Source organism: Alcaligenes sp. NLF5-7 (genome assembly GCF_024266725.1).
GTDB classification, from domain to species: domain Bacteria; phylum Pseudomonadota; class Gammaproteobacteria; order Burkholderiales; family Burkholderiaceae_B; genus Alcaligenes; species Alcaligenes phenolicus.
Genome location: NZ_CP100755.1, coordinates 4,064,359 through 4,081,968 on the forward strand (window position 1 = coordinate 4,064,359; position 17,610 = coordinate 4,081,968).

Here is a 17,610-nt window from a genome sequence, read left to right on the forward strand (position 1 = left end):
TTACTGGCTCCAAGCCCAGTCCCAGTCTTACAACTTGCGCGCTTCAAACGAAATAATCCCGTCAGTATCCTGAGGCGTCTTGCCATACTGATACCCGCCAGAAATGACGATCTCGCCAAACCCCAACTGCTCCAGTGCCATTCTCAGTTCCTGAACGCCCCACCACCGCAGCGAGAACTGTTCCAGCTGGGTTTCCAACAAGACACCATGCTCCCACAGCTCGTAGCGATGCATTTCGCGAGTCACCTGGGCGCAGTAGTCTTTTTCCAGGGCGGTGGCATTCAGGGTAATCAGTCCATGCGGAGGAGCTGACCAGGTCCGCATACCAGACTGCACACTCACAATCGCCGCCACCGGGTCCAGATCCAGCAACAACCGCCCACCTGGTTTCAAGCTGGCGTGAAAACGGCTTAACGCAGCAATGCCCTGCTCAAACGAATCCAGAAGCTGAAAAGAGCCAGCTGGCACCACAATCGCCTCCAAAGGACGATCTGCGATGAAATCCGTAAAACCTGCCAACTGAAGCGTGGTCTTCAGGGATCTCAATTCCAGTTCACGCTGGCAATAATCCAGCATTTCCTGAGACAGGTCAAAGCCATTCACATCCAGCCCCGCCTGCAGCAAGGGAATCAGAATGCGCCCTGTACCTACTGCGGGCTCCAGAATGGGCCCACTTGTGCCCTGCAAGCGCTCCAGGTAGTACTCCACATCACCGAAAGAGCGTCCTACCGGCTTGTCCAGGTGATATACCAAAGAAGCCAGCTTGCCATAGCGATTGTTCATCATTGTTCCATACCCTACTATTTCTCTTACTCAACAGCCTGAACACGCATTTCAGCGCCTTCCACCGCCAAGACCACAACCGCAGTGCCCTGCTCCAGATTTTGGGTCGCTGTGGCACTGTAATAACTATCGTTAAGCCGAATACGCCCCCGGCCGTTCACAAAACTTTCGCTGACCTGCGCGCGAGCCCCCACATAGGCGCTCAAGCCGGTATTCAAAATATCAGGCTGATTGGCCCGGCTGCGCCGTTGCCAACGCACACCAACGACCACCCACCCCAACATGGCCACGGCCAGAATCAGCCATTGCAACCAGGAGGGAGCATCCGGCCAGGCGGCGGCAAACAAGCCCACCGTCAAAGCCCCCAAGCCCAGCCACAGCAGATAGACGCCAGAGATGACGACCTCGGCAGCGATCAGCACGACGCCAGACACCAGCCAGTACCAAAAGGAATCAAAAATGAATGACAAGATCAGCACCTCCAGCTATCCGCTTAGCCTTGTCCCAACTTGCTGCCGGTGGTCTTGAGCAGCTCGGTCACACCTGCCACCGCACCGGTAATGCCGCTGGCCTCCAAAGGCATCAGCACCAGCTTGCTATTGGGGCCCGTACCCACATCGCGCAAGGCTTCCACATACTTCAGGCCCACAAAGTATTGCAGGGCTTGTACATCACCGCTCTTGATGGCTTCGGACACTTCGCGGGTTGCACGGGCTTCGGCCTCGGCTTCACGCTCACGCGCTTCAGCACGCAAGATAGCGGATTGCTTTTCACCCTCGGCACGCAACACAGCCGCTTGCTTCTCCCCTTCGGCTTGCAGCACTTCGGCTTCTTTCTGGCCGCTGGCCTTGGTCACGGCAGCACGACGATGACGCTCAGCCGTCATCTGCAGATTCATGGCTTCCTGTAACTCGGGAGCCATATTCAAATCACGGATTTCCACGCGGGTAACTTTCACCCCCCAAGGTGTCGTCGCTGCATCCACCGCTGCCAGCAGGCGATCGTTAATCACTTCGCGATTGGACAGCATGTGATCCAGTTCCATCGAACCCAGGACCGAACGCAGGTTGGTGGTAGTCAGGTTCACAATCGCCATTTCCAGGTGATCAATTTCATAGGCAGCCTGGGCAGCATTGTCGATGCGATAAAACACGACACCGTCAGCCGTCACGGCCACGTTGTCGCGGGAAATCACATTTTGCGAGGGAACATCCAGCACGGATTCCATCATTTTGAGCTTGCGGCCCACGCGGTCCATAAAAGGCACCAGCAAGGACAAGCCGGGTGTCAGGGTGCGGGTGTAGCGACCAAAGCGCTCGACCGTCCATTGCTGGCCCTGAGGCACAACTTTGACCCCAGCCATCACCACGACCACAGCCAAGAACGCCAACATCACTACAAAAGTAAAGGAGCCACTCATGTCGTCACCATCTCCAAGAACACAACTAAAAAAGCGATTCTAGCCCAGCCTTAATGACAGATCTGCTAAAGCGGATGTTTGACCGCCCCATAGCCTATCCATGTCCCATTTGACCGGGCAGGAGCTAAAGAGAAATGCGGACAAGCTAGACGAAAGGGGCGCAGCCGGAGAAAACCGTTGTGCCTTTAAGGACAGATAGAACCCGAAAAAACGAGCGGCTGACTCAATTCAAAATATCGTACAAACGGAAAATCCACAGCCCTTTATAGACTATCGTCAGCACCACCAAGGCCGCCTGATAGCGCTTGCTGGGCACCAGCATGGCGATCAGGCCCATGACAATGAACACGGCTTGCTGCAAGGGGTATTCCACACCCAGCGACAAGAAATACTCTTTTCCTTTAATGGCTGTATCGACCAGGTCCATAAGCTGAATCAGCACAAAAAAGCCGTAAAGCGAGCGCCGCCGGGTCTGGAAATAATCCTCGAAACCGCGGTATTCCTCCATATTGGACGGAAACAACAAGGACGCCATGATGGCAAACACACAGGTATACAAAATCAGGAAAAAATACAGCTGAAAGGACCAGACCTGCACTTTCACCAGACTGAATTCATACCACCAAAAATGGATAATCGTCAGGAACAGATACAGCACCCACCCCAAGTGAATGGGATAGATACGCTTGGCTTTGGGGTGTTGGATGAATTCAGAGACGCCTACGATCAGTCTGGAAATGCTGATACCCAGCACCATGCCAATGATGATGCGTACGTGGACAAAATGCTCTGGATGGATCAACTCTGGCGGCACGCGCTGTCCTTGCAAAGTGGCTAATCCTGGCACACCTTAACAGAGTCATTGCAGGGCTCCAAGCGCGTAATTTCCCGCTAAGAGCCCTGTTATTTGAGTGAATATCTTGCGTCCCTTCGTCAAAATCCATCTACTCTTTTGCCAAAGAGAGCGGTCAAGCCTTAATAACGCGGCGCAGGCGCGTATTGCCCATTGCCTTTGTCAGCAGGAAAAGGATTGGGCGACGGCACGGCAGCTTGAGCCGGAGTCACCGGGCGCACTTCGTAAAGCACCGTACCAATCACACCGATATTGCGTTTGTCACCCGCCAGAGTGTTCGCCGCGTAAGCCCGGTCCTTGCCCGAGAAACGGAAAGCGGCCACTTCATCAGCACTTTTACGAAAGCCCTCGATACGCAATACGGCCCCGGCCTGCAAGAGATAGCCGTTATAGCTGCGGCTGCCCGGTTTGCCCGACAAGACATCCAGACCATCTACCGTGGTGATGATTTCATAAGGCGTAGCGCTGCGATTGGTATAGACCAGAACGTAACGTTCCCCTGCTTTACCCGCCAGCTGATAGTTTTTCTGCCCGATGCTGCTGAAAATTGTCAAAGGTGCGTCGCGCCCATCATGCACAGACAATTCCACCTTGCCTTGATCCAGCAAAATACTGCGCTGGGCATCCAGGTTTTGGCCCAAAGCCTGGCGAATACTGCGTTCATCGGAATAGGCTAATTGCAGCTCATCACGCAAAGGCTCGACGCGCTGAGCCTGAACCGAATAGGCCCGTGACTCACGCCCTTCTCCCCATTGCGTACCCAAAGTCGAGGCCGTTTGTGGGGCTGCCGCTGAGACCGCCTCACGCTGTGCCGATTGTTGAGGCACACTGCTGCAAGCTGATAGCAACAAGGCAACGGCCAGCACGCCCCACCGTCCACGGTGCCGTGCGAATAATGTTGATTGAGACAGACTCATGCGCTTCCCCTTTTTGTCAGTACAAGTGCCATGACAAGCCCCTGTTGAGCGCGAGTATTCCTGATCTCTCTGCGTTTGTGACGTCAGCAAATTTCTAAATTGAAATTGCCTGTATCAGGAAGAATCAGTAAGGCAACAAACCAAGCCTCGCAAAGAGGCCTACTATAAACGTCATTCCTCCTCACGAGCCGCAAGCATGGATATTCAGAACCTACCCTTTTGCACCGTTAACTGGTCCGACATTACTCCTACAGAACACAAAGGCGAAACAGGTATGGCCCTGTGGCGCACCCAGCAATTTGGCCCCATTCGCGTACGCATGGTGGAATACAGCCCCGACTATCTGGCCGACCACTGGTGCGTAAAGGGCCATATGTTGCTGTGTCTGGAAGGCCGGCTGGATACCGAACTGGAAGACGGCCGCCGCTTCACCCTGGAACCGGGACAGTCTTACCATGTGGCTGACAATGCCGAGCCGCACCGTTCCTCCACTCAGACGGGCGCCAAACTCTACATCGTGGATTAAAGCCTGTTACGTAAAAACACCCTTTAGATGATCGGAACTGGCTATCTAAAGGGTAAACAATCCCTCTGTGCTGACGTTCATTTTTGTCATCTCCGCCTCATAGTTTGCCCCTCCCGCTTTTTTAAACCAGCGATCGCCTCACTCCCCGCAACGGTGGCCCTCACCATGCCGCGTCCTGCATCTGCATAAGATCGCCAGGCAAACTGCCCAATGCCCCGCTCTGCCTCTGCCTCTGCCTCTGCCTCTGCCTCTGCCTCTGCCTCTGCCTCCAACAGGCTAGTTCAGCCTGCAGAAATAATCCTTATTTGATTTGCGCATCGACTTTTCAGCTAAGCATAAATACACTACCAAAACGTTTTGGTTGAGCATAAAATCAAAACCAAATCGTTTTACTCATAAATTCGATAAAAACCTAAAGGACTGCAGCAGGCTCTTTAGCACCTGACAATGCAGCACAGGAGACACTGATGAAAGACACCCCCACTGCGCAAGTGGATGAGCTGTATTCCCCTCAGCGCATGATTGCCTTCGGGCTACAACACGTACTGGTCATGGCCGCCTCCCCTATCGCCGCCGTGTTCTTGATGAGCAAGGCCCTGGGCTTTGATGCTGCCCTGACCACTCAGCTGCTGAGCGCCACCTTTCTGGTCTGTGGCATAGGCACCTTGATCCAATCCTTCGGCCCAGCCGGTATAGGCGCCAAACTACCTTTTGTGATGCTGCCCGGTGGTGCGCCCATCATCCTGTTCATTCTGATCGCGCAACAAACCGATCTGCCCACCGCCTCCGGGGCGGTGATTCTGTCTGCCCTGCTGTACTTTCTGATCGTCCCCATCTTCAAACGCTTTTTGCGTTACTTCCCTTCGCTGGTCATCGGCATCATGCTCTTGCTGGTTGCCATCAACCTGGCGCAGATATCCGGCAAATTAATTGCCGGCACACCCGGCTCGGCCAATTTCGGTAATACCGACAATTTGCTGCTGGCCCTGATCACCATTGCGTCTACGGTGCTGTTTGCCCGTTTGCTCAAGGGCATGTGCCGCCAGTTGGCTATCTTGCTGGGCTTGATTGTGGGTGCCTTGTCCGCTGCCTTGATGGGCGACATCAGCTTGAGCGGCGTGGGCAGTGGCCCACTGCTGGCCCTGCCATCGCCTTTCCCCTTTGGCCCGCCCAACTTTGATCTGATCGCCGCTTTGCCGCTGCTGCTGTTCACCTTGATTTCCATGGTGGAAGCCACTGGCCAGACCATTGCCTTGAATGAGGTTCTGGGCAAGGAAAACGAGGCCGAACAACAGGCACAAGTGCCCAATACGATCCGTGGCGACGGGCTGGCTTCTTTGCTGGGCGGTATTTTCGGGACCTCGCTAATCATTACCAGTGGTGAAAACATCGGCATCATTCGCGCGACCCAAGTGCGCTCCCGCTATGTCACGGCCGTCGGTGGACTGTTCCTGATTCTGTTTGGCGTGTTCTCGCCGCTCTCCGCGCTGATCAGCGTCATTCCTGCCTCTGTCATTGGCGCAACTGGGCTGGTGGTCTTTGCCATCGTCGGCACCATGGGCATAGACATGTTGCGCAAGGTAGACCTGCGCGGCCATGCCGCCATGTATGTGGTTGCCACGGCTCTGGCGATCGGTTTGCTGCCCATCGTCGTTCCCGGCATTTACGACCAACTTCCCTCCCAAGTGCGATTGCTCTTGTCCAACGGCGTTGCTATGGGTGCGCTGACGGCGGCTGTTTTGAACTACCTGTTCATTCACCTCGGCCAGCGCTCGCCCAAACCCGCTCCCCTTCAACATTCTTGATGAGCTGTGCCATGAATCACGCATCTTTATTTCAATCCCACGACCTGGCTCAGGCCCGCATTCTGGAACCCGAACACCTTTTGCTGCCGCAAGGCCCTGTCAGCGGACACGCTGTCCTGATTGAAGAAGGTCGCTTCAGCGATATTGGCAGGGTAGAAGAGATTGCCGCCCGTCACCCTGGGCTGCCACGTCTGAGCTTGCCCGGTCATTTGTTGATGCCCGGTTTTGTGGATGCACACCATCACGTCACCCAGTCATATGGAAAGTCGCTGGTGTATGGCGAGCCCTCGGAGATTTTCCGCCGGGTCTGGGTGCCGCTGGAAAGCACCTTGAACGCTCGCCATCTGTATGCCTCCAGCAAGCTGTCGGCACTGGAAGCCTTGCGGGGCGGGTTCACGACGGTTTGCGACGCTGGCACGCGATCGTCCGAGGATCTGGACGCGATTGTGCAAGCCACCACAGACGTAGGTATACGCTGCGTTCTGGGCCTGATCTGCAACGACAAGCACGGCGCGGTACTATTGGACGCCGAGCCTATTGTGGCTCGCGCCCAGGCCCACCTTCAGCAATGGGAACACCATGTCTTGATCAGCCCTTCACTGGCTATCTCTATTCCCGAAGCCGCCAGTGATGCGATGTTGCATCGTATCTATTCCATGAGCGAAGAAGCGGGCCGTGTGTTCCAGACCCATGCCAACGAGCATTTGGTCGCGGTGGAGCGTTCCTTGAATGCCCATGGTCGTCGCCCGATCGAGCATCTTGCCCATATTGGTGCCCTAGGTTCGGCTTCCTTGCTGGCCCATGCCACCTTGGTTACCCCCAGCGAAATCCGGCTGATGGCTGATTTGAACGCTGCCGTTTCCTACAACCCGGTTGCCAGCGCCTGGAAAGGCAATGCCGTCGCTCCTGCCGAAGCCATGCGCGTTCAAGGCATACGTTTGGGCATGGGGACGGACGGCACTCGCAGCGATGCCTTTCGCATGATGGATTATGGCGAGGCGGCACAACGCTTTGCCTTCGGCATGATGGTGGGCGACTCCTCTTGCGGTGCGGGTTGGACCTGGCTGGATATGGCGACCCGAGGGGGGGCCGAAGTCATAGGCCTGGGAGCTCAAACCGGGCAGATTCGGGTGGGCGCCCAAGCCGACTTCCTCGTGGTCGATCTGCAAGTGCCCGAGATGACGCCCTCCTGGGATCTGCCTTGGGAACTGGTTCGGATTGCTGCTCGCGATCAGATTCGGGCTGTCGTTGTCCAAGGCAAGCTGCGTCTGTGGGAAGGCCAGCCTGTGGATTGGGATCCCCTGCCCTTGCTGGAAGAAGTGCGTGAGCTGGCTCGCCATGCGGTCGCGCAATCGGATATCCGCAAGCTGCATGCCCCATCCACCGAGCACCTGGCTCGTCACGCCGAGCAGGAAAAGGCCTTGGCATGACAGTGGGTTTGCTGATTGCTTTTGCCGCCGTGCTGGCGGGTGCCTTTATTCAGGGTGCCAGCGGGATGGGTTTTGCCCTGATCGTAGTCCCGGTACTGGCTTTGGTTCATCCCGAGGCCATACCAGGAGCGCTCCTGTTTCTGATGCTGCCGCTGAACGCCTATGTTGCCTGGCGTGAACGTGGAGCGATCGACCGCAGCGGAGCGGGCTGGATCACCGTCGGACGTTTTGCAGGGACTTTTGCCGGTTTGGGGATTTTGCTGGTGCTGTCGACTTACTGGTTAAACCAGTTTGTCGGTATCAGTACCTTGCTGGCTGTACTGGCGTCGGTGCTGGCTCCCAGCTTCACGCCCGGCAAGAAGGCCTTTATTGCCACAGGTCTGGTCACCGGCATCACTGAAACCGCCACCGGCATTGGTGGCCCGCCTTTGGCTATGGTGTACCAGCACGCCCCTGTCGCCACCTTGCGCTCGACAGTTGCCTTGTGCTTTCTGGTGGGGGAAGTGATTTCGCTGGCCGTGCTGGGTATCTCCGGCGCGCTAAAGTGGTCCCACCTGAGCTACGCCGTGCTGTGCCTGCCCGCATTGCTGCTGGGGATGGGCTTGAGCAGCCTGGTACATCACAAGCTGGATCAACGCCGTTTGCGCATTGGAGTTCTGGTGTTTGCGACCGTCTCCGGTCTGGCCGTCATGCTGACTTAATCGTCCAGCTGTGTAGAGGCACGGGCCCGAAGTTCCGGCTTTGGGCCCAAAGCCGACAGGCGGCTCTTATCACCCGATAGATGCTCGAACAGCAGTTCTACCGCCAGGGTGGCCACTTGTTCCAGATGAAGATCCACAGCTGTCAACGCCGGTTCTGCGGTACGGGCACGCAAGCCATCGTAACGGGTGGCGATCATTACATCCTGCGGGACACGCAAACCGGCCTGCTGCACAGCCGCCAAGGCGCCCACTGCAAAGGCATCCACAGGCACACATAAGGCATCCGTATCAGGATACTGTGTTAAAAGCCGGGCGCAGGCATCAAATCCACCGGCTTCACCCAAGCTTTCCTCTACCTGCATATAGCGCACTGGCATGGCGTGCGCTGCAGCGAAATTCTCGTAGGCTTTTTTATGGCTGGCGTAAGAGTCACGTGCGGCACTGCTTTGCACCAGAGCGATACGTCGCCGTCCTTGCTCCCACAAGTGATTCAATAACAAATGCGCGGTTGCGGTCGATTGCAGATCAATAAAGGGAATGCTGTCTACGCTACCGCCTTGACGCCCAATCGACACCAAGGCCACGCCACGCTCTTGCAACAAGCGCACATTGGGATCATCCGTCATGGGCTCCAACAGAATCGCCCCATCAATATCCAGACCTTCCAGAAAGGCCTGGGCATTTTCCAAGGGCGGCACGAACACCAGAGCCAGGCCGCGCCGCATGGCCGCCTCGGCCGCAATGCCCGCCACTTCCATCATGAAGCCCAGACGCGAAACGCCACCCGACACGGCAAAAGGCATGGACGATACCAGGGCAATGCTGTTGGCCGCCCCCGAGCGCAAGCGCTGCGCTCGTACATTGGGCCTATAGCCCATATCAGCCGCGATCTGTTTGACCTTGGCACGCGTTAACGGGTCCACCACCCCTCTGTCATTCAAGGCGTGTGAAACCGTAGTCAAAGACACCCCTGCCGCCTTGGCGACATCGCGGATGGTGATACGACGAGGGGGGGTAGCAGAGGAACGTGGCAAGGCTGGATCAATCAGAAAAGGGAGAGAGAGGAAAATAGCATAGCGCTGGGAGCTTGTTTACGCAGAGCAAAACAGTGAATCAGCCAAGATCAGCCAAATTTAAAAACAAAGAATCTTAGCTAGAGTGTTTGGCCAAGCTCGTTCAGGAGCCATATTACAAGTTAATACCTACTCAAGGGGACACTAACATTTCGACGCCCCCTCCAGCAGACTGTTAATTGTCAGTGGCGTCTCGCCATAGGCACTGCCATTGCAAACGGCAGTGGCTCCTTCGGGATCGCCAGGATAAGTGACGGCGATACAGGAACAAGCAGCAGGAAGCAGGGAAAAACACAAAGCAAACAAGGCCTTGATGTCATTCATTCTTTTCCTGCTCCGTATTTTTCCAAGCCATTCCATGCATTAAAATGCAATAAAACCCAATTTAAGGTAGCCCAGTGAAACTTTCTAATCCTGAGCAATTCAGAATTTGAATCTTATCAATAAACGGGCAGCTCAATCTCAAGACATATAGATCTAAAAATCATAACAGTAAGGCGCCAATGAAAAAGCCGCCCATAGGGCGGCCTGGCTAGTTAACGGTCTCCGTTTTTTTTGAGGTTTTATATTGAATCGTGTTTGCTCGGAAAATCACTGGGCCAGTTCATGGGCGTGTCATTCATATCCAAACCTCCTGCTGTTTATTTAATCGAGAAAGCCTAGAACGAATTTTTATCCTAACAAAAAATTTACAAACTTCAAGCACTAAATAGCATATTCAGTGTTTACCCTGTACAAATAGAAACATCAAAAAGGCTCTCGCAAGGAGAGCCTTTTATTTTCCAACTTGTGCCCCCAGATCGGGGCTTACATCAGGAGCGTCGAGCCATGGCCAGGATCACGCCAAAACCTATCATCATGCTGCCGCTAATGCGGTTCACCCAACGCAGACCACGCGCATTTTGCATCACGCCGGACAAACGAGTGCCTACATAGGCATACGCCGCAATCGCGATCACTTCCAGCAGCAGGAAAATCACACCCTGTGTCATGAAGCTAACCCAATAGTTGTTCATATCTACAAACTGCGGGAAGAAAGCGGTGAAGATCAGAATGGCTTTAGGATTGCCGATAGCCACAAAGAACTCCTGGCGCACCAAGCCCCAGATATCTTTTTTGCTCACCTCGGTTTGCTCTGCTGATGTTTTGCTACTGGCACGCAGCACCTTGATACCCAACCAGATCAGATACGCCGCTCCCGCAAGCTTGACCACGGTAAAGGCCGTCTCCGAAACCATCAACAAGGTTCCCATCCCCAAGGCCGCCACCACAATCATGATGGCAAAGGCGACCAGACGCCCCATGGCCGCTACCATGGCAGTCGACACCCCCTGCTTGGCCCCTACCGTCATGGACAGCAGATTATTAGGTCCGAAGGCCATATTCAGGGCAAAACAGGCGGGCAGAAACAGCAAAAGACTACTAGCGGTCATGATTCCGGCAGGCTCCATAGATAATGCCAGCCATTCAATTTGAAAGGCTGGCATTCGTCGATTGAAAACAGTGTGTATGAACTTTACTCCAGCCAGCTTTAAAATTCAGCTCTCTCAACCGGCCACGGCATTCAGCGCCACTTTGGGCGATGAACGCAAAGACACCATAAACATCAGGAAAGCCAGCATTGCCACGACACCCGGCACGGCAAAGGCCATGAAGTTCATCTGCAAGGGCAACTTGGCCGCCATTAGCGTGCCGCCCAGGAAAGGCCCGGCAATCGCACCGATCCGCCCCACTCCCGACGCCCAGCCCAAGCCCGAGGAACGCATGGACAAGGGATAGAACTGCGCCGTATTGGCGTACAGCAGGATCTGCGTGCCAATGGTGGTGGCACCGGCAATCACGATCAACACGTACAGCACCAGAGTCGGGCTCTTGAAACCCAGCAAGGTAATGGACACGGCCGACACCAGAAAGAACCAGGCCACCACTTTAGGCAAGCTGAAACGATCCCCCAGCCAACCACCCAGAATCGCACCAAACATGCCGCCCAGGTTCAAGGCCACCAGGAAGGACAGGCTGGAACCCAGGCTATAGCCCGCGTTGGCCATCAATTTTGGCAACCAGGAACCCAGGGCATAAACCATCAAGAGGCAGCAGAAAAACGCCACCCAAATCATCAAGGTGCCTAGCAAGCGCCCTTCCTTGACCAGATCCAGCATGGGCACTCCCGTCTTTTTCTGCTCATGCAAGGTCAAGACGGTCTCTGGTGACACACCCATTTCAGGGGCCAAGGTCTGCACAATGCGGCGTGCTTTTTCCTCTTGCCCTTGGCGCATCAGAAACGCTAGCGACTCTGGCAGTTTCCAGACAATAAACGGCAGCAGCAACAACGGAATGGCTGCACAGAAAAACATGGACTGCCAGCCAAAGCGAGGCAGCATGTAGATGCCAATCGCTGCCGACAACAAACCACCCAATGAATAGCCGCTGAACATGATGGCGACCAAGGTGCTACGCGAGCGCTTGGGCGAATACTCGTTCATCAAAGCCACAGCGTTGGGCATCAAGCCGCCACAGCCCAAGCCGGCCAGAAAGCGGTAGACACCAAACTCGGTCGGTGAGCTCGCAAAGCCATTCAGGAAGGTAGCCAGACTGAACAAGGCAAAGCAGATCGTCACGCCCTTTTTACGGCCAATCTTGTCTGCCAGCGGCCCAAATACAAACGCGCCAAACATCATGCCGAACAAGGCGTAACTACCCAAGGCCCCGGCTTGCACCGGCGTCAAATTCCACTCGTCCATCAGCACCGGCAAAACCACACCGTAAATAAACAAGTCATAGCCATCGAATATCAACAACAAGGCGCACAGGCTCATCACCATCCAGTGAAAGCGCCCGAAGCGCGCCTGCTCAATCACTTCATTAACGTCTAGTGTTTTCATGATTTGTCTCCCCCAAATGGAGTTTTTTGTCTTGATGCCCTTCGCTCTACACGCCGCCTGCATCGTTTGTTCAGCCCTGGTCGCCGCCTCCTACTGGCAAGACAGTGCCGGTGATATACGAAGCCTCATCCGAGGCCAAAAACAAAATGCTGGCGGCCTGTTCATCCAGGCTGCCGTAACGCTTCATCAAACTGCTGGCCACGGTCTGATCCACAATTTGCTGATACCAGATGGCTTCTTGGGGATCATCGTGACTCTGGGTATTGCGGGGAATACGCCGTGGCGGAGCCTCGGTCCCGCCAGGCGAGACAGCATTGACCCGAATGCCGCGCTGGGCATTCTCAAAAGCCAATGAGGCGGTCAAGGCATTAACGCCCCCTTTAGCCGCTGCATACGGCACGCGGTTAATGCTGCGAGTGGCAATCGAGGACACGTTCACAATGGCACCACTACCCTGCTCCTGCATGCTGGGTAAAACGGCATGACAGGACCACAGGGTTGGAAACAGGGAACGGCGTATCTCGGCCTCGATCTGTGCCGGTGTGTAGTGCTCGTAAGGGCGCGTCCAGATCGTTCCCCCGACGTTATTGATCAAAATATCAATACGTCCCCATTTATCCAGCGCCGCCTGGGCCGCAGCCTGAGCACCTTCAACGGTTTCCAGATCCACTTCCAGTGTCAGGACCGCCTCGCTGGCCAGTTCCCGCACCAGCTCGGATCGGTCTACGGCCAGTACCCAGGCTCCTTCAGCCTGCAAGCGCTCGGCAACACGACGGCCAATGCCTTGGGCCGCGCCCGTCACAATGGCCACTTTTTGATGAAAACGCAGAGGCGCAGTCATGATCTTTCCTTGTAGGAGTCATCCAGCACAGGACGCCCCACAAAGGGGCGTTGCTTGAATGCATTTACTGGCTGGTGACGAATTTTTCGTAGTAGAAATTCGCAGGAGCATGGGCTTGCGCATCAATGAACTGGCTGACGGCATCCACCATGGGTGGCGGCCCGCACAGGTACACATCCACCTGCCCTTCATGCCAATGCGCCGGATCCAGATGCTGGGTCACGTAGCCTTTGCGCTCGTGGCTGGATTGCGGGTCCACCACGCAGGTGGTGTAGCTAAAGCCGGGCAAACGCTGGGTAAAGGACTCCAACTCTGCCAGCATCACCAGATCCTGATCACGGGTGACGCCATAGACCAGATGCACAGGCTGCGTACAGCCTTGCTTGACCAGGACTTCCAGCATGGACAAGAACGGCGCCAGGCCCGTGCCACCAGCCAGGAACAACAAGGGGCGCGTCACCTGTCGCAGATAAAAACTACCCAAAGGCCCCGTCATTTCCACCTGCTGGCCTAGCGGCTGCGCTGCCAGCCAGGAGCTCATCAGACCGCCCGGAACCTGCTTGATCAAAAAGCTCAAGCGTGACTCGCCCGGTGCAGAGCTGAAGGAATAGGAACGATGCGCCTGCCCGCCGGGCACCGTAATGTTCACGTACTGCCCAGGCAGAAAAGGCAAAGCTTCATCGGCCGCATCAATCTTCAGCTCGTACGCCGCGTCCTCATACTGACGGCATTCCGACACTTGCCCCTGCCACTTGGCCACGGCCGTCTTGCACACGCCCGATGAAATCGGCACAGCAATCACGCAGTCAGACTTGGGGATCATCTGGCAGGTCAGAACCAAACCCTTGTCCGCTTCCTCTTGCGTCAGGGCATCCTCGATGTAGTCATCGCCCTGCTCATACTGACCACTTTCAGCCTGACATTTACAGGTGCCGCACACGCCGTCCGAGCAATCCATGGGTAGATTGATCTGATGGCGATACGCGGCATCCAGCACTTTCTCATGTTCACCACAATCCACGAAACGGGTGACACCGTCCTCAAAATTCAGCGCAATACGATAGCTGTTCACGACTAACCCCCGGCTTTAAATGTGATACACATCAATCACTTGACGGATGTAGTCATTCTTGAGCACTACCTTTTTTTGCTCGATCAACCAGCCCTGCTCCTGAGGCGACAAGGTCAGGTAAATCGTGCCGAAGAACTGGTCCGTCACCCGGTAGCGATGGTTAAGCGTCAAAAAGTTGTAGCGGACGTCCACCTGCCCATCGCGCTCGGCCAGAATCTCGATATTGCTGAGCATGTGAGCGGTACGTGGCTCTGGTGTGGAGGCACCGGAGCGCTCGGTCTTGATGCGGAACACCCGATCCTCCAGACCGTTACGGTTGGGATAGAAGATCAAGGAAATCTCACTATGCGGATCTTCGGTCAACTGATCATCATCATCCCAGCAAGGCATCCAGTACTGGGCGTTGGGGCTATAGCATTCCAGCCATTCATCCCACTGACGGTCATCTAGCAAGCGGGCTTCGCGATACAGGAAAGCGCAAATAGAGTGATACGTTGCGTTCATGGCTTAGGCCTCCCCGTTTTCTGCTTTTAACGCCTGGCTCATGGTCTTGGCCCAGTACTCGTGCTGGCAGACAAACAAGCCTTCATCTTCACTACGCCCGCCACTGATCAAGGGCTTCATGCCCATGGCTTTGGCATTCTCGTCCGGCCCGTGCACCCACAAAGGCGCACCTCGGCTCAAATCATTCCAGGGCGCCGCAATACCCGCATAGCCTTCCTGACAGGCACGGAACTCCTCCAGATCGTCTGCCGTTCCCATGCCGGACACATTGAAAAAGTCTTCGTATTGACGGATACGGATGGCACGCTGCTCAGCGCTTTCCCCTTTGGGACCAAAGCAGTAGATCGTGACTTCAGTCTTGTCCACACTGATAGGACGCGTTACCCGAATCTGGGTAGAGAACTGATCCATCAGATACACATTCGGGTACAGGCACAGATTGCGAGTCTGATTCACGATGAACTCGGCACGGTCCTCGCCCAAACGCTGCTTCAGCTCCTCGCGATGCTCGTAGACCGGACGCACGCTTGGATTCATGGTTTTGGTCCACAGCAAGATATGACCGTAATCAAAGCCATATACGCCACCCAGGCTCTTGCTCCAGCCGTTCGCATCCACCGCTTGCGTGCCGCCCTCTTTTCGGCGACCCATGGTGGCGGAGTAATTCCAGTGCACGCTGCTGACGTGGTAGCCGTCCGCCCCGTTTTCCATCTGCAGCTTCCAGTTGCCATCGTAGATATAGGAAGAATTGCCACGCAGCACTTCCAGACCTTCAGGGGCTTGATCCACGATCTGATCGATGATGACCTTGGTTTCACCCAGATACTCGTCCAGAGACACCACATCCGGATTCAGGCTGCCAAATAGAAAGCCGCGATAGTTCTCAAAGCGCGCGACACGCTTCAAGTCATGCGAGCCTTCGGTATTGAACTGCTCGGGATACTGAGTGTTTTTCTCGTCCTTGACCTTGAGCAACTTGCCCGCGTTATTGAAGGTCCAGCCATGGAAAGGACAGGTAAAGCTGCCCTTATTGCCATGCTTGCGGCGGCACAACATGGCGCCGCGGTGAGCACAGGCATTGATAAAGGCATTCAAACCACCGTCCTTACCACGCGTCAAAAACACGGGCTGACGACCGATATACGTAGTGAAGTAATCATTCACATTGGGCAGTTGGCTTTCATGCGCCAGGTAGACCCAATTGCCTTCAAAAATATGCTTCATCTCCAGCTCGAACAGATCCGGATTCGTGAAGATGTCACGACGGCAGCGATACACGCCTGTTTCTTTATTTTCTTCCAGGGCGGTATCAAGCAAGTGCCTGATATCTTTAGTTTTATCCATAAGGACTGACATAATGTGGCCTTTATGAGAGTTGCAGCCGTCCCTGCCCATGCCCATGAAGGCATAGCAAGTACGCGTGATAGAAAAGAAAAATCGCTCCGGATTGAGACCGGACTGACTCGTGGCAGCGTATTGCTGGCTTAGCCTTGAGCCTGACTCAAACCCGATAGGGACACCGTCGGGCCGATATTGCCCAGCCCACTTTCGCAAGGAAATTCGGGGCTGCTCTGCATGACGTTCATTACAGTCTTTGCTCCAGCAGGCTTCCAATACAATATCGGTCCCGCTCTATAGCAAAATGCTATAGTTTGTTTTTTTTCCAATAAAATCAGAATCTTGCAGGGCATGAAAAACAAAACCTATCGTTAACCCTAGAGCTTGTCAGGTATATGCTTGAAGCTTGGATGGTCGAGATAGGTGATATATTGGTCCGGATTTTCTGGACCTGGACCACGGGCAAAGCATATGGACTTGAAACAAATCCGCTACTTTGTTGCGGTCGCCAAAGCGCGCAATTTCACTCGCGCTGCCGAGCAGTTGCACATTGCCCAACCTGCACTCAGCAGACAGATTCAGTTGCTGGAACAAGAGCTCAATGTTTTGCTGCTGTCACGGGAGAGCCGCCCCCTGCAGCTAACCGAAGCGGGCCGCATTTTTTACGAGCAATCCCTGCAATTGCTCAATCGTGTGGAGGTCATGAAAGCGGCGACCACTGAAGTCGGCCTGAACCAGCGCCCGCAATTGTCGATTGGCTTTGTAGCTTCCACCTTGTACGGCGGTCTGCCTATCCTGATTCAGAAGTTCCGCCACGCCTACCCGGATATCCGCTTTCACTTTCTGGAACTCACCAGCAGCCAGCAGATCGCCGCCTTGCGCGCCGGACGCATTGATATTGCCTTTGGACGTGTGCGTATTCATGACAGCGCGGTGTGCCGTACTGTCTTGCGTGAAGAGCGCCTGGTGCTGGCGATTCCGCCGAAAATTGATTTGGCCAAGGATCGGGGGCCGGTGTCCTTGCAGGTCATCGCCGATCACGCCTTTATTGTGTATCCCAAGTCCCCACGCCCCAGCTTTGCCGATCATGTGCTGAATATCCTGCATGACAACGCCATCTTTCCCACCGAAGTGCATGAAGTACTGGAGTTGCAGACGGCCATGGGACTGGTCGCCGGCGGCGTGGGCTTGTGCCTGATTCCTTCAGCCGCACAGATACGCAGTGATCTGGTGTACCGGCTGATTGACGACGAGAAAGTAACGTCGCCGATTATTTTCAGCCACAGGAAAAACGACAACTCCTGGTACATCGCCCAGATGCATGCCTTTATTGAGGAAATGTATGCGGAGAAACCGCCCTGGCTGATTCCGGGACACAGCGCCTTGAGTAACGGGCTGCCACCCGTCTAATACAAAAAGGCCCTGCAAAGCGTCGTTAACACTTCTTGCAAGGCCTGAAAGATGC

At 55.1% G+C, this 17,610-nt stretch carries 18 protein-coding genes; 5 read left to right on the forward strand and 13 right to left on the reverse strand.

Features of this window, described 5'->3' with window-relative positions:
- Nucleotides 1-27: 27 nt before the first annotated feature.
- The 5 genes from MID00_RS18760 to MID00_RS18780 form a co-directional block, all read right to left on the reverse strand.
- A complete protein-coding gene (locus tag MID00_RS18760; protein WP_009454410.1) occupies nucleotides 28-786 on the reverse strand; it encodes a bifunctional 2-polyprenyl-6-hydroxyphenol methylase/3-demethylubiquinol 3-O-methyltransferase UbiG in 759 nt (252 codons plus the stop codon).
- A gap of 23 nt (nucleotides 787-809) precedes the next feature.
- Entirely contained in the window at nucleotides 810-1,262 is a 453-nt protein-coding gene (locus tag MID00_RS18765) for an NfeD family protein (RefSeq protein ID WP_009454411.1), read from the reverse strand.
- A 14-nt stretch (nucleotides 1,263-1,276) separates the two neighbouring features.
- A complete protein-coding gene (locus tag MID00_RS18770) occupies nucleotides 1,277-2,203 on the reverse strand; it encodes an SPFH domain-containing protein (protein ID WP_009454414.1) in 927 nt (308 codons plus the stop codon).
- A 223-nt stretch (nucleotides 2,204-2,426) separates the two neighbouring features.
- Nucleotides 2,427-3,032 carry a hypothetical protein gene (locus MID00_RS18775; protein WP_250757191.1) on the reverse strand — a complete coding sequence of 202 codons (606 nt, stop codon included), beginning with the start codon at nucleotides 3,030-3,032 and terminating at the stop codon, nucleotides 2,427-2,429.
- A gap of 146 nt (nucleotides 3,033-3,178) precedes the next feature.
- On the reverse strand, nucleotides 3,179-3,973 hold the full coding sequence (locus MID00_RS18780; RefSeq protein ID WP_254499323.1) for a hypothetical protein: 795 nt from the start codon (nucleotides 3,971-3,973) through the stop codon (nucleotides 3,179-3,181).
- 196 nt (nucleotides 3,974-4,169) lie between these two features.
- Here MID00_RS18780 and MID00_RS18785 point away from each other — a divergent pair, with 196 nt between their 5' ends.
- From MID00_RS18785 to MID00_RS18800, 4 genes are all read left to right on the forward strand, one after another.
- Nucleotides 4,170-4,499 (forward strand): DHCW motif cupin fold protein, encoded by a 330-nt coding sequence (locus tag MID00_RS18785; protein WP_254499324.1) that lies wholly within the window; start codon nucleotides 4,170-4,172, stop codon nucleotides 4,497-4,499.
- Between the two features lie 467 nt (nucleotides 4,500-4,966).
- On the forward strand, nucleotides 4,967-6,304 hold the full coding sequence (locus MID00_RS18790) for a uracil-xanthine permease family protein (protein WP_251197024.1): 1,338 nt from the start codon (nucleotides 4,967-4,969) through the stop codon (nucleotides 6,302-6,304).
- Between the two features lie 11 nt (nucleotides 6,305-6,315).
- Nucleotides 6,316-7,734 carry an amidohydrolase family protein gene (locus MID00_RS18795; protein ID WP_009454433.1) on the forward strand — a complete coding sequence of 473 codons (1,419 nt, stop codon included), beginning with the start codon at nucleotides 6,316-6,318 and terminating at the stop codon, nucleotides 7,732-7,734.
- A complete protein-coding gene (locus MID00_RS18800) occupies nucleotides 7,731-8,435 on the forward strand; it encodes a sulfite exporter TauE/SafE family protein (RefSeq protein ID WP_254499325.1) in 705 nt (234 codons plus the stop codon). Before MID00_RS18795 ends, MID00_RS18800 begins: the two co-directional genes overlap by 4 nt.
- Here the strand turns inward: MID00_RS18800 and MID00_RS18805 are convergent.
- The 8 genes from MID00_RS18805 to MID00_RS18840 form a co-directional block, all read right to left on the reverse strand.
- A complete protein-coding gene (locus MID00_RS18805) occupies nucleotides 8,432-9,469 on the reverse strand; it encodes a LacI family DNA-binding transcriptional regulator (protein WP_031232111.1) in 1,038 nt (345 codons plus the stop codon). The genes MID00_RS18800 and MID00_RS18805 overlap by 4 nt on opposite strands.
- A gap of 183 nt (nucleotides 9,470-9,652) precedes the next feature.
- Complete coding sequence (locus tag MID00_RS18810) at nucleotides 9,653-9,832, reverse strand: PEGA domain-containing protein (protein WP_009454439.1); 180 nt, start codon at nucleotides 9,830-9,832, stop codon at nucleotides 9,653-9,655.
- 488 nt (nucleotides 9,833-10,320) lie between these two features.
- Nucleotides 10,321-10,941: a LysE family translocator gene (locus MID00_RS18815; protein ID WP_031232112.1), complete on the reverse strand. Its 621-nt coding sequence runs from the start codon at nucleotides 10,939-10,941 to the stop codon at nucleotides 10,321-10,323.
- Between the two features lie 114 nt (nucleotides 10,942-11,055).
- The gene (locus tag MID00_RS18820) at nucleotides 11,056-12,390 is read right to left on the reverse strand and encodes an MFS transporter (RefSeq protein WP_254499326.1); all 1,335 of its coding nucleotides are present in this window, start codon (nucleotides 12,388-12,390) and stop codon (nucleotides 11,056-11,058) included.
- Nucleotides 12,391-12,460: 70 nt separating this feature from the next.
- Nucleotides 12,461-13,231, reverse strand: a complete 771-nt coding sequence (locus MID00_RS18825; protein ID WP_254499327.1) for a 1,6-dihydroxycyclohexa-2,4-diene-1-carboxylate dehydrogenase — start codon at nucleotides 13,229-13,231, stop codon at nucleotides 12,461-12,463.
- A gap of 64 nt (nucleotides 13,232-13,295) precedes the next feature.
- Nucleotides 13,296-14,303 (reverse strand): benzoate 1,2-dioxygenase electron transfer component BenC, encoded by a 1,008-nt coding sequence (gene benC / locus MID00_RS18830; protein WP_254499328.1) that lies wholly within the window; start codon nucleotides 14,301-14,303, stop codon nucleotides 13,296-13,298.
- 15 nt (nucleotides 14,304-14,318) lie between these two features.
- Complete coding sequence (gene benB, locus MID00_RS18835) at nucleotides 14,319-14,807, reverse strand: benzoate 1,2-dioxygenase small subunit (RefSeq protein ID WP_009454444.1); 489 nt, start codon at nucleotides 14,805-14,807, stop codon at nucleotides 14,319-14,321.
- Between the two features lie 3 nt (nucleotides 14,808-14,810).
- Nucleotides 14,811-16,163, reverse strand: a complete 1,353-nt coding sequence (locus MID00_RS18840) for a Rieske 2Fe-2S domain-containing protein (RefSeq protein ID WP_250757180.1) — start codon at nucleotides 16,161-16,163, stop codon at nucleotides 14,811-14,813.
- 453 nt (nucleotides 16,164-16,616) lie between these two features.
- Here MID00_RS18840 and MID00_RS18845 point away from each other — a divergent pair, with 453 nt between their 5' ends.
- Entirely contained in the window at nucleotides 16,617-17,555 is a 939-nt protein-coding gene (locus MID00_RS18845; RefSeq protein ID WP_009454446.1) for a LysR family transcriptional regulator, read from the forward strand.
- Nucleotides 17,556-17,610 lie beyond the last annotated feature (55 nt).